The organism is Nocardioides sp. LML1-1-1.1, assembly GCF_040676175.1.
In the GTDB taxonomy this organism is placed as follows: domain Bacteria; phylum Actinomycetota; class Actinomycetes; order Propionibacteriales; family Nocardioidaceae; genus Nocardioides.
Map to the genome: position 1 here is coordinate 964,070 of NZ_JBEGHK010000001.1, position 12,179 is coordinate 976,248.

A 12,179-nucleotide genomic window follows, 5' to 3' on the forward strand; every position below is an offset into this window, starting at 1 on the left:
CCTAACTCCTGATCAGGCCGGCCGGGGACCGGTCGTACGCCGCCTCGAGGGCGACGCGCTGGTCGGCGGCCGTGTGCGCGGCCGAGAACTGCTGCGAGGCGGCCCGCGCGGCGGCCCACCGGAGCGGGTCCTGCAGCGCGGCGAGGCCGTCCGCGAGGTCCGCGGGGGTGGCGCCGAGGCCGGGCACGGCGAGGCTCGCCAGGGTGGGGATGCTGCGCACGAGCATCGGCAGGCCCACTGCCGCGGCCTCCAGGATGCTCACCGGTGCGGCCTCCCAGGCGGCGGTGTGGACGTAGGCCTGGGCCGTCGCCAGCTGCTCCAGCACCTGCGGGCGCGGCAGCCAGCCGGACACCTCGACGCCCGCGGCACGCAGCGCGCTGCGGCCCTCGGCGTCGCCGTTGCCCAGCCACTGCCAGGTGACCGGGACGTCGTGGCGGCGTTCGTGGCTGGCCTTGACCGCCAGCAGGAAGCGCCAGTCCTTCTGGGCGCCGATCCGGCCGACCGCGACGGCCCGCAGCGGGTGACCCGGCCGGGCGGTCGCCGCCGGCGGGCGCAGCGCGCGGTTCGGGACCAGGACGACGTGCTGGTGGCCGAGCTCCTCGGCCAGCCGGGCCTCGTGGGGCGAGCACGCCACCAGCACGTCGGTACGACGGACCAGGGCCCGCTCGATCCGCCGTACCCCGGCCCGTCCGGTCGCCGAGAGGTCCTGCCGCTCGAAGCCGAAGCAGTGCGGGCTGTAGGCGATCCGGGTGTCGAGCCCCGCCGAGCGGACCAGCATCCCGGCGTAGGAGGAGTGCGCGTGCACGACGTCGGGCCGGCGGGCGGCGACCGTGGTCCGCAGCGCGTGGACCGCGCGCGGGAGCCCGGAGGGCAGCACGTGCACGCCGCTGAACGCCGCCGGCTCCATGTCGGCGGCGACGTGCTCGCGCCGCGGCCAGACCACCAGGTGGTGCTCCAGCCCCGGGGTGGCGTCGACCATGCCGAGGACCGCGCTGAGCGTGCCTCCGCCGACGGCCTCCACGACGTGCAGGACCCGCATGGTCAGGCTCCGGCCTCGGTGCGGAAGAGCGAGCCGAGCTGACGGCCACCGGGGCCACCGGGCCCCGCGGCCTCGTCGGCCTCGTCGGTGGCGTCGGCGTCGTCGGTCTCGTCGGCGGCGTCGGTGTCGTCGGCCTCGTCGGCGTCCGTCGCCGGCTCGATCTCCTCGGCCTCCGGCCCACCGCGCTTCGCGGCGGGCGCCGCGGCCGGCTCCGGCAGCTCCGTGGTCGGCACGGACAGCTCGCGCCGGGTCTCCTCGAGCAGGGTGTCGATCGCGGCGAGCTGGTCGCGCACGGCGGTCGCCGCGAGCTCCAGCGCCCGGGTGACGTCGGCCATCGAGCCCTTCAGGTCGGCCCCGAGGTCGGCGGCGCGGTGCAGCACCTCGCGGGCGGCGCTGCGGATGTCCTCGGCGTCGCGGGCGCCGCGGGCGGCGGCCTCGCCGACGTAGAGCCGGGCGGTCTGCTCGGCCTCGACCATCGCGGAGCGCATCGCCTCGGCACGGATGCCCTCCGCGTCGCGCTCCGCGTCGCGGGTGAGCGTGCCGGTCGCCTCCTCGACCCGGGCCCGCTGGGCCTTGACCCAGTCGACGGCCTCGACCCGGGTGGCCTCGGCCTCGGCGTCCGCCTCGGCGCGCACCCGCTCGGCCATGTCGCGGGCCTCCTGGACGATCTGCTCGGCCTGCTCGGTCGCGGCGGTGCGCTCCTGGGCGGCGAGGGTGAGCATCTCCTGGGCCTGGACCTGGGCGACCCGGGTCGCGCGCAGGGCGTCGGCGTGGTCGGCGACCGACTCCTTGGCCGACGGCTTGGCCGGCTCGGGCTCGGGCTCGGGCACCGGGTCCGGCACGGGGTCGGGGGCCGGCGCGGCCTCCGGCTCGGTGCCGGCTGCCTGCGGCCCGGAGGCCTCGAGCTCGGCGAGCACCGAGTCGAGGGTGAAGCTGGCGGCGCTCTGCGGGGTTCCCGACGAGCGGGTGCGGTTGAACATCAGGTCTCCAAGGGATCGTTCGGACTCAGTAGGCGCCGCGGCCGCCGACGACGGCGAACGGGGTGCGGATCAGGATGAGGAGGTCGAGCCACAGCGAGCGCCGCTCGATGTACTCCAGGTCCAGCCGCAGGCCCTCCTCCCACCCCAGGTCGCTGCGGCCGCTGACCTGGGCGAGCCCGGTGATGCCGGGACGGACACCGAGCCGGGCCACCTCGTCGGGGGCGAAGCGGACCACCTCCGCGGGGCTGGACGGGCGCGGGCCGACGAGGGCCATCGAGCCGTCGAGGACGTTCAGGAGCTGGGGCAGCTCGTCGAGGGAGGAGCGGCGCAGCCACCGGCCCACGGCGGTCACCCGCGGGTCGTCGCGGCGCTTGTCCAGCGGGCCCGAGCCGTGGTTGGCCTCGGCGAAGATCCGCGCCGCCTGCGCCTCGGCACCGTCGTACATGGTCCGGAACTTGATCACCTCGAAGGGCACGCCGCCGTGGCCCACCCGCCGGTGCCGGAAGAACACCGGACCGTCCGAGGTGAGGGCCACCAACAGCGCGATCGCACCCATCAGCGGGGCGAGCAGCACCAGCGAGGTGCCCGCGACGACGAGCTCGGCGAGCCGGCGGGTCCGGCCGTGCGGGCGGACCGCGAAGAGCGGGTTGGCCGTGCGCTCGGAGCCGGCGGTGGGAACGGCGGTGGGTGCGACCGGGGCCATCCGGTCGGGGGCGAGGCTCATCGGTCCGTCTCCGCGGCGTGGTCGCCGAAGTCGGAGGCCCGGAACTCGACCCGGAACGCCTCGCGCACCGTGGCGAGCAGCCGGTCCGCCTCGTCGAGGCGGCTGTTGAGCGTCGCGAGACCGGCCGTGCGCAGCGCGTCGGCCTGGTCGACGGCCTCGGTCACGATGCCGCGCGCCTCGCGGTCGGCCTCGGCGAGCTTCTCGGTCGTCAGCCGCAGCGCCATCGAGCGCAGCCGCTGCGCCTCCTTCGCCACCAGCCGCAGCAGGCGGCCGACGTCACGGGGGTCGACGGAGACGGCGTCCTCGAGCTGGGCGAGGAGGGCGTCGATCTCCCGGTGCGGCAGGTACGCCGGCCACCCGGTGTCGTTGGTACTGGTCACGCAGCACTGGTGCGGCCAGCGGACCCGCCTGATCCATCGCCGCGGGAATTTCTCAGGCGGAGGGGCTGAAATACCTGAAAGCCGCCCAGTACGACGGGTGCGGGTGCTCCTCCGCGACCAGTCGCCGCGCCCGGCTCAACGCCTGTCGCGGGTGCTGCCCGGCGGCGATCGCGCGGTAGAAGTGCTGCATCAGCGTGACCGTCACCCGGTCGTCGATCGGCCAGAGGGCGGCCACCACGCCGACCGCGCCGGCGTTGAGGCAGGCCCAGGCCAGGCCGATCGGGCGCGGGGTGCTGGCCGAGACCCGGCCGGACACGCAGGCGCTGAGCACGACCACCCGGTCGTGGAGGTCGAAGCGGCCGTCCACGAGCGCGGCGGCGGTCAGCCAGCCGTCGCCGAGGTGGACGGCGGAGAAGAGGGGATTGCCCGCACGGAACCGGCCGTGCGCGGCGATGTGCACCAGCTCGGCTCCCGCGACCCGCTCGGCCAGCACGTCCGAGGTCGCCGCCGCGCCCAGGTAGACCTCCGCGCCCGGCACCAGCTCGGCGATCATCTCGGCCTCCGCGGTGATGGCCGGGGCGTGCTCGTCCGGGACGGCGAGGACGAGGGTGGCGACCGGCGGGGCGTCGTCGGGCACGAGCTCGGGCAGCGCCGGGGCCTCCTCGTCGTCGTACGACGAGGTGAGCCGCCGGCGCCAGGGCGCCCCCACGTCGAGCAGGGCGTCGAACGGCACGGCCAGCAGGTGCCGGTGCCCGAACACCACGATCGGGTCGCACTCGAGGTCGGCGAGCAGGTCGGCGAGCGGCTGGAGGAGGTGGGCGTAGAGGCCGTCGAGGGACGGCGAGCCGTCGTCGGCCGGGCCCACCGCGGTCGCGAGCAGGCACTCCTGGTGCCAGGCGGTCACCAGGCGCTCGGTCTCGGCGGCCACCCGGCTCAGCCGCCGGACGTGGACCTGGCCCTCGCGGATCACGAAGGCGATCACGTCGGGGCCGAGCACGTAGAGCTCGATGGCCGGCCCCTCAGGCACCGGTGGCAGCTCGCAGGGGCCGGCCGCGCGGTGGCCGCGGCTGGCCGCGCGGGCGCTCTCGATGAGCGTGTCGATGTCGTCGGCCGAGGAGGCGGCGTCGTCGACGTGCCAGCCCTCGGCGTGCTCGCGCAGCGCGCTGAACGCCTTGACCTTCGAGGCCCGGACCCGCTGCCACGCCTCGATCTGGGCGGCATGTCCGCCGTCCTCGACCAGGACGTCGATCAGCTCGTCGGTCACCCGGGCCAGCGTCCCGTCGTGCATCCCGCCCCGGCCGGTGGCCTGCTGCGCGACCAGGTCGCCCATCTCGGCGGCGGCCCGCAGCTCCGCCGCGGCACCGGCGGGCGAGCCGATCCGGCGCAGGTGCTGGGCCCGGACCAGGCGCAGCTCCAGGCGGAGCTCGGGCTGCGCGAGCCGGTCGACCTGGGCGGAGGCGGTCGCGATCAGCTGCTCGGCCTCGGCCAGGTCGTCGGTCGCCCTGACCCGGATCAGCTCGGCGTGCACCCGCGCCCCCTCGGTGGCACCCTCCTTCTCCAAGCGCTGCGCGATGCCGAGCGCCTGCACGCCGTCGCCGCGGTGCAGCGCCATCCGGGCGGCGAGCACCCGGGCCCGGTCGCGGGTCACCGTGTCGCCGCACTCGGTGCTCAACCGGGCCGCCGAGAGCAGGCTGTCGACGGCCACGTGCGGGCGTCCGGTGCGCAGCGCGGCGCCGGCGCAGACCAGCTCGGCCCGCGCACAGGCGGCGATCCGGCCCTGCGCACGGAACGCCTCGCGCGCGGCCCGGGCCCGCTGGTAGGCCTCCTCGGCGAGCCCCGCGCTCAGCAGCGCGACCGCCAGCACCCGGTCCCGCTCGGCGGCGTTGCCCCCGTCGACCGTGACCCGCTCCAGCAGCTCGATCGCCGAGACCGGGCTCCCGACCTGGGCCAGCACCTCCGCGATCGGCAGCGTCGCGCGCACCGCGGCGGCCTGCGAGCCGGCCCGCAGGAAGGTCTGCCGGGCGTCGCACAGCACGTCCAGCGCGCGGTGGATCAGCTCGTCCGAGGCGAGGGCACGCCCCCGGCGCAGGCCGATGACCGCCACCTCGTGCAGGTCGCGGAGCATGATCGCCACGTCGTCGGCGAGGTCGAAGTAGCGCATCGCGCGGGCGTGGTCGCCGCGGGCCGCGTGCGCGGCCCCGAGCTGCTGGTGGGCGCTCAGGTGCAACCGGGTCGCCAGCTCCTCGTCGCGGGTGCTCGCGCCCTCGACGCCGGAGAGGATCCGTTCGACGAGGGTGATCACCTCGTCGTACTCCCCGATCTCGAGCAGGACCGCGGTGCGCCCGAGCATCGCCCCCCGCGCCTCCAGGGGCCGGCCGACCGAGAGCCAGCCCATCCGGGCGACCTGGAAGGCGATCAGCGCGGCGAAGGCGTCACCGCGGTCCAGGCCCACCTGGCCGCGCAGGGTCGCCAGCCGCGCCGAGGCGACGTGGTCCTCGTGCAGGTCGGGGTGCTGGCTCGCCTGGTCGAGCAGCTCCACGCACCGCTGGGTGTCGGTACGTCGTACCGCCTGGGCCGCGTCGAGCAAGCGCCTGAGGTCTGGGTCCGCCATCTCGCCGCCGTCAGGGACAGCGCAGGCGCAGGGGCGTGCTCACCTGCATCGGTCCTGCTTCGAAGCGCATCTCGTCGATGCTGTCGGGAACCTCGCGCAGCTCGAAACGCCCGTCGGAGCCGGCGCGCACCATCCGGCGCACGACGCCGTCCTCCAGCAGGCTGAGGTCCACCCCGTCGACCGGGTCGTCGAGGAGCAGGAGGCCGATCAGGTCGACGGCGCCCTGCCCGGCCGGCCGGATCTCCAGCACGAAGCGACCGGCCTCGCTCTCGAACGCCACGTGCACGGTGTCGAGCGTGTCGGCCGAACGCATCCCGGCGACGTTCGCGTCCCGGGTGTCGTAGAGCAGGCGGGCGGTGGTCCAGTGCGGCCCGGAGACCTGCGTCGTGCCGGCTCCGAAGAGGTCGCGCAGCCGCTGGCTCAGCTCGGCGGGCGGCTGCTCCAGCGGCAGGCTGGCGGCGTCCTTGCGGAAACGCTCGAACCACTCCGCGGTCGCCGCGGCGGCGGGCTCGGTGGCGACGTGCTCGGCGACGGCGCGGGCCCGCTCGGGCGAGAGCCGGCCCTCGACCCAGTCGAAGATGTCGGCGGGGGTGGGTCGCCTGCTCACCACGCTCACCACCCCCCGTCCTCGGTCAGGATCGCCCTGAGCTTCTCCAGGCAGCGTCCGCGCAGCGGGCCGATCCCACCGATCGAGCGGCCGAAGCGCTCGGCGATCTCGGCGTAGCTGGGGCTCTCCTGCTCGAAGTAGAGCGCCTCGAGGAGCTTGCGGCAGGTGCCTCCCAGCTCGGCGAGCGCGTCGTGCAGCGCGATCATGCTGTCCCAGTCGGCGAAGGGGTCGTCGACCTCCTCCGGTGCCTGGTCCAGCTGCACGTCGCGACGGCTCAGGTTGCGCACCCGCCAGGCCTGGCGGCGGGTGACGGTCATCAACCAGGAGGCGAGCCGCTCCTCGTCCCGGATCCGGGAGAGCGAGTCGATGAGGGTCACGAAGGTGCCCTGGGTGACGTCGGCGGCGTCCTCGTCGGAGAGCCCGTTGCGCCGGGCCACCGAGTAGACGAGCCGCTCGTAGCGGGCGACCAGCAGGTTCCACGCCTCGGCGTCACGGCTGCGGCACCGGGCGAGGAGCTCGGCGTCGGTCGGCTCGGCGACGACCTGGCCGCGGTCGGGTCGGCGGAAGCGGAGCACGGTGGCCTCGCGGGCGGCGGCCCCGCGCTCGGGCGCGACCGCATCGTCAAGGGGGAGCGACATACATGTCCTTCGTTCAGGATTCGGGACGTCACGCATGTCGCCGCCCGGCGCGCGGGGCGCGGCCGGGATGAGGATCCCTCCGCGACGCGACCGGCGTTCGTCCCTGGCCGGTCGCTGCACCCACACACGCTCGGCCTGCGGCACCGAGACTTGTTCCCACGAGACGACCCGAGCGTCGTCGTTCTGCGGAACCTACTTCCCCCCAACGGACGAATCCATGTCGGGCGACGCTCTTGTTCCCACTACTGATATATCGCCCGCAATAGCATCGCGCTATGGCCCTGCGGTCACCGCGCCGCGCCGTCGACCGCCCGCCGGAAACGGCCGTACGACGCCAGCTCGACCCGCACCGGGTCCACCACCTGGGCACGCAGCACCCGCGCCACCACCGCCCGGCAGGCGTCCTCGACCTCCGCGCCCCGGCGGGCCGCGGCGCGGGTGACGGCCCGGTGACCGGCGAGGTGAGCGGCCACCGCGCCCGCGGCGAGGACCACCAGCGGGACGACCGCGAGGCCCGAGACGAGCAGCAGCAGCGCGCTGAGCACCGCACCGGCCGCGCAGCCCCACCGGGCCAGGCCGAGCACGCGGGCCACGCCCGCCCCCTGGTCGGGAAAGCGCAGCGCGGCCAGCTCCGCGTCCAGCCGGTCGTCGGTCTCGGCCAGCCCGCGGGTCGCCGCGCTCCGCAACGGCGCGGCCCAGGCGTCCGTCAGGTCCACGCACAGCCGGTCGGCGAAGGCGCGCACGGCGGTGTCGACCGCCGGCCGGTCGACCGGGCCCACGCGCAGGCCCGGGTCCGCGCCGCGCTCGGCACGAGCGGCCGCGGCGGGCACGCCGGCCGCGTCCGCCACCCGCCGCTCCAGGTCGCCCACCCAGCCGGGGGGCAGCTCCGTCGGCGCGTCGCCGGCCGCCTCCAGCAGCCGGCCCGCGGCGGTGCGGACGTCGGCCTCCACGCGCAGGGCGACGTTGGGCCGCTCCTCCACCCGGCGTCGTACGGCGGTGCGGAGCTCGTCGGTGCCCAGCCCCTCGCGGGCGCTCGTCCCGAGGATCCGCGGGTCCCGGATGCCGTCGGCGACCAGCACCCGGCGCAGGTCGCGCAGCATGTCCGCGCGGCGCTCCTCGGGGACCGTGTCCAGGTGGTTGAGCACGACCATCGTCACGTCCCGGTGGCCCGCGAGCGGACGCAGGAAGCGGCGGTGGATCGCGGCGTCGGCGTACTTCTGGGGGTCCACCACCCAGATCAGCAGGTCCGCCAGCGCGACGACCCGCTCGGCCTCGCGATGGTGCGCGGTCTCGACCGAGTCGTGGTCGGGCAGGTCGAGCAGGACCAGGCCCTCCGGCAGCCGGTGCCGCGGGGGGCGCGGGTCCAGGTCGGCCCGGCGGTGCTGCCGGGCCGGCGGCACGCCGAGCCAGCCCAGGATCTCGCTCACGTCCTCCTCCGACCACACCAGCGCGGTCGCCTGCGAGGTCGTCGGCCGCTGGGCCCCGGACACCGAGAGCTCGGCACCGGCGAGCAGGTTGAAGGTGGTGGACTTCCCCGAGCCGGTCGAGCCGGCGATCGCCACGATGGTGTGCTCGGCAGGCAGCCGCAGCCGCCCGGTCGCGCGCTCGACGGTCAGCGCCGCGTCGGCGAGCAGGCCCTCGTCGAGGTGCCCGCGGGCCGCCTCGACGGCCGTCTCCAGGGCCTTGATCCGGGGACCGGGCTCAGGCATCGCGGCCGACCGCGTCGAGCATCCGCTCGGCCTTCGCCGCCGCGGCACGCAGCCGGTCGGCGGCGTCGGGGGCCAGGCTCCAACCGAGCACCGGGCGCAGGTAGCGCGCCCGCTCCTGCGCGAGCAGGCCCGACGCCAGCTGGCGTACGCCGTCCCGCGCCGCGACCACCAGCTCCGGGGTGCCCCTCTCCCGGCCGGGGGTCGAGACCGCGTGCAGCACCAGCGCCACCGCGAGCGCCCGCGCGCCCACCTCGCCGAGGTCGCCGAGCTCGGCGCGCACCTGCGCGACCAGGGCCCGGCGCCAGGCGGAGATCTCCTTGCGCGCACGGCCGGCGAGCCCGCGCCCCGCCCGAGCCAGGTCCTCCTCGCTCCACGCCAGCAGCGCGTCGCCGTGTGGTCCCGACCGCAGGTCCTCGGCCGCCTGCTGGGCCGCGCGCTCGGCGTGGTCCACGACCAGCGTCTCCAGGGCCAGGTCCAGCGCCAGCCCGAGCCGGTCCGTCGCCGCCGCGCGCTCGGCGTCCGGCGCGAGCAGGTGGGTGCGCAGCACGCCCATCGTCTCCGGCAGCGTGAGCAGGTCGTCGCGGCCCACGAAGGCGTGCCACTGCGCGAGCAGGTCCCCCCGCAGCAGCGTGCCGTCGCCGAGCCGGCCGGAGAGCTCGGCCCCCGCGGCGTCGTACGTCGCGTCGACGAGGGTGAGCAGGTCGTCGACCGCCGCCACCTGGCGGGTCGCGGCGGCGGCCACCGGCCCGGCGAGGGCCAGCGACCGTCGTACGGCGCCGACGACGGCCTGGCGCACCAGGGCGGTCCGCGCCGCCTCGTCCGCCCCGAGCGCGTCGAGCCAGTGCCGCACCGGCGCGGCGTACGACGCGGGGAGCAGGCCGTCCTCGTCGACCGGCCCGCGCTCGACCAGGAACAGCCGGTCCCGGCCGATGCCGCGCTCGTCGAGCATCCGGGTCAGGTGCGCCGACACGGTCGCCCGGTCCTCGGGCGGGATCCGGTTCATCACCACCGCGACCGGGGTGTCGCGCGCCAGCGCGTCGCCGAGCTGCTGCCAGGGCACCTCGTCGGAGTAGCGCGCCGCGGAGGTCACGAACAGCCACAGGTCGGCCGCGGCGAGCAGCCGCAGCGACAGCTCGCGGTTGCCCTCGTCGATCGAGTCGAAGTCCGGTGCGTCCACCACGGCCAGGCCGCGGCGCATCCGCTCGCTCGCCACCAGGCGCACGGCGTGCGGCTCCTCGCTGGGGCCGCCAGCGCGCGCGAAGGTCGGCAGCAGCCGCTCCGGCCCGAACCACGCCGCGTCCTCCGGGTGGTGCACCAGCACCGCCGAGCGGGTCGTCGGGCGCAGCGTCCCGGGCGTCGTCACCGGATGCCCGACGAGGGTGTTGACCAGCGTCGACTTGCCCACCCCGGTCGGGCCGCCGACCACCACGACCGCGGGTGCGTCGGGCTCGGCCAGGCGCGGCAGGACGTAGTCGTCGAGCTGCTCCAGGGCGCGGGCCCGCTCCTCGCGCAGCTCCTGCATGCCGGCCAGGGGCAGCGGGAGGGCGGCCGTGCGCAGCGCGGCGTGCATCGCGGCCACCGCCCCGGCGATCTCGGTGTCGAGGGGGGCGGTGCGGAGCATGGGCACAGGGTAGGGAGCCACCCGGCCGTCGTACCGCGCCGCCACCGGCGCGTACCCGGATGCGATAAGTCGTCCTCGGCGTCGCCCTGCCCGGCCGGACGGCGTCGTACCCTCCCCGCGTGAGTCACCCCAACCTGCTCCCCTGGACGCACCGCGACATCACGGCCTTCGGCACCTCGCCGCACCGCGCGCCGCACCGCCTGCACGAGTCGCCCGCGTTCACCGACGACGCGCTGGCCGCGCTGCTCGACCGCCTGCCGCGCGAGGTCGTGCACCCGTACACGATGGGCGAGGACCCGGCCGACAGCAGCCAGTGGCGCCGCGGCGCGCCCACCGACCTGCCCGGCGCGGACCTGCTCGAGGTCGTCGCCCGCGGCCGGCTGTGGCTCAACCTGGTGGGCGTCAACCGCCACGACCCCGAGCTGCGCCGGCTCGTCGGAGAGCTCTACGACGAGGTCCGTGCCCTCGTCCCCGGCTTCGACCCGCGGGAGGTCAAGGCGACCCTGCTGATCTCCTCGCCCACCGCCCTGGTCCACTACCACGCGGACAACCAGCCGAACATGCTCTGGCACCTGCGCGGGCGCAAGCGCGCCTACGTCTACCCCCGCGCCGAGCGGTTCGCCTCGCGCGCCGACCTGGAGAAGGTCGTCGCCGGTGCCACCGACGAGGAGCTGCCCTACGACCTGTCCTACGACCAGCACGCCGAGGTGCTCGACCTCGAGCCCGGCCAGGTCGCCTGGTGGCCGCAGAACAGCCCGCACCGGGTGGAGAACGTCGACGGCCTCAACGTCTCGCTCTCGACCGAGCACTGGACCGCGGACTCGCTGCGTCGTGAGCACGTGTGGACGGCCAACTACTTCCTGCGCACCGCCGCGCGCCGCACCCCGCGCTCGACCCGGGAGACCGGTGCCCTGCCCGCCGCCAAGGTGGCCGCGATGCGCCTGGGCCGACGGGCCGGCGCCCTCACCATCCCCGAGAAGCGGGCCCCGCGGCCCAGCTTCCGGATCGACCCGGACGTGCCGGACGGCGTGGGCGCGCTCGTCCCCTGAGGAGGCTCAGCGCGGCGGGGGCAGGTTGTCGGGACGGATGAGCGCGACCAGGTGCGCGATCCCCTCCGCGGCGGCGGTGTCGCGCACCGCGGCCGCCGCCTCCGTCGCCAGTCCCTGGCCGCGCAGGTCCGGGTGCACCCGGTAGCCCACCTCGACGTGTGGCTCGTCGACGTACTGGATCGTGAGGCCGCAGTCCCCCACGAACCGGCCCTCGTGCGTCTCGATCACCCACAGCCCGAAGCCGTGCTCGGCGTAGTTGCGCCGGGTCCACCCGACCCAGCGCTCGGCGGTCAGCACGGAACCCGGACACGTGCGGTGGGTGGCGGCAGCAGCCGGGCAGGCTACGCCGCCTGGACCGACTCGCCCTGCTGGGCGGCGAGCAGCGCGCGCTTCATCGACGGGCGCAGCAGCGCCAGGCCGAGCGGCAGCAGCAGCACGCCGAAGAAGGCCTGCTCGACCTTCATCCACACCGGGTAGCCCGAGTCCGGGGCGACCACCAGCGCGAGGATCCCGATCGGCGCGAGGACCGAGACGATCCGGACCCGCGTGAAGGCCGACCGGTCCGCCGAGCGCCGGACCGCGCGGACCAGCGTGACGAGCCACAGCCCGCCGGCGGTGTACGCCGCCGCACGCAGCCACACCACCCAGTTGACCTGGTCCGGCGCGAGCACCTGGAGGACCGCGGCGGCGACGAGGGTCAGCGCGGAGACGGCGGCGAGGACCGTGAAGACACGAAGGGCGTAGTGCATCGCCCGGTCGAGGGTGGGCGGGAGGGCGAGCGGCATGACGACTCCTTCTTACTCGGATGAGTAACTATTACT

The 12,179-nt window shown here is 75.9% G+C and carries 12 protein-coding genes; 1 reads left to right on the forward strand and 11 read right to left on the reverse strand.

The window, feature by feature from the left end; all coding sequences use genetic code 11:
• Position 1: 1 nt before the first annotated feature.
• From MRBLML1_RS04755 to MRBLML1_RS04795, 9 genes are all read right to left on the reverse strand, one after another.
• Complete coding sequence (locus MRBLML1_RS04755) at positions 2–1,039, reverse strand: glycosyltransferase family 4 protein (RefSeq protein WP_364512124.1); 1,038 nt, start codon at positions 1,037–1,039, stop codon at positions 2–4.
• A gap of 2 nt (positions 1,040–1,041) precedes the next feature.
• Positions 1,042–2,019, reverse strand: a complete 978-nt coding sequence (locus MRBLML1_RS04760; protein WP_364512126.1) for a hypothetical protein — start codon at positions 2,017–2,019, stop codon at positions 1,042–1,044.
• A 25-nt stretch (positions 2,020–2,044) separates the two neighbouring features.
• On the reverse strand, positions 2,045–2,743 hold the full coding sequence (locus MRBLML1_RS04765; protein WP_364512129.1) for a sugar transferase: 699 nt from the start codon (positions 2,741–2,743) through the stop codon (positions 2,045–2,047).
• Complete coding sequence (locus MRBLML1_RS04770) at positions 2,740–3,123, reverse strand: hypothetical protein (RefSeq protein ID WP_364512132.1); 384 nt, start codon at positions 3,121–3,123, stop codon at positions 2,740–2,742. Before MRBLML1_RS04770 ends, MRBLML1_RS04765 begins: the two co-directional genes overlap by 4 nt.
• Positions 3,124–3,175: 52 nt before the next feature.
• On the reverse strand, positions 3,176–5,734 hold the full coding sequence (locus MRBLML1_RS04775) for a CHAT domain-containing protein (RefSeq protein ID WP_364512135.1): 2,559 nt from the start codon (positions 5,732–5,734) through the stop codon (positions 3,176–3,178).
• A 10-nt stretch (positions 5,735–5,744) separates the two neighbouring features.
• Positions 5,745–6,341 carry a hypothetical protein gene (locus MRBLML1_RS04780; RefSeq protein ID WP_364512138.1) on the reverse strand — a complete coding sequence of 199 codons (597 nt, stop codon included), beginning with the start codon at positions 6,339–6,341 and terminating at the stop codon, positions 5,745–5,747.
• A 5-nt stretch (positions 6,342–6,346) separates the two neighbouring features.
• The gene (locus MRBLML1_RS04785; RefSeq protein WP_364512141.1) at positions 6,347–6,979 is read right to left on the reverse strand and encodes an RNA polymerase sigma factor; all 633 of its coding nucleotides are present in this window, start codon (positions 6,977–6,979) and stop codon (positions 6,347–6,349) included.
• A 287-nt stretch (positions 6,980–7,266) separates the two neighbouring features.
• Entirely contained in the window at positions 7,267–8,688 is a 1,422-nt protein-coding gene (locus MRBLML1_RS04790) for a GTPase (protein WP_364512144.1), read from the reverse strand.
• Positions 8,681–10,309, reverse strand: a complete 1,629-nt coding sequence (locus tag MRBLML1_RS04795; RefSeq protein ID WP_364512147.1) for an ABC transporter — start codon at positions 10,307–10,309, stop codon at positions 8,681–8,683. Before MRBLML1_RS04795 ends, MRBLML1_RS04790 begins: the two co-directional genes overlap by 8 nt.
• A gap of 119 nt (positions 10,310–10,428) precedes the next feature.
• Here MRBLML1_RS04795 and MRBLML1_RS04800 point away from each other — a divergent pair, with 119 nt between their 5' ends.
• Positions 10,429–11,358: a hypothetical protein gene (locus MRBLML1_RS04800; RefSeq protein ID WP_364512149.1), complete on the forward strand. Its 930-nt coding sequence runs from the start codon at positions 10,429–10,431 to the stop codon at positions 11,356–11,358.
• Between the two features lie 6 nt (positions 11,359–11,364).
• Here MRBLML1_RS04800 and MRBLML1_RS04805 read toward each other — a convergent pair whose 3' ends face one another.
• Both MRBLML1_RS04805 and MRBLML1_RS04810 read right to left on the reverse strand, forming a co-directional pair.
• Complete coding sequence (locus MRBLML1_RS04805; RefSeq protein WP_364512152.1) at positions 11,365–11,655, reverse strand: GNAT family N-acetyltransferase; 291 nt, start codon at positions 11,653–11,655, stop codon at positions 11,365–11,367.
• A 44-nt stretch (positions 11,656–11,699) separates the two neighbouring features.
• Entirely contained in the window at positions 11,700–12,143 is a 444-nt protein-coding gene (locus tag MRBLML1_RS04810; protein ID WP_364512154.1) for a hypothetical protein, read from the reverse strand.
• Positions 12,144–12,179: the final 36 nt, after the last annotated feature.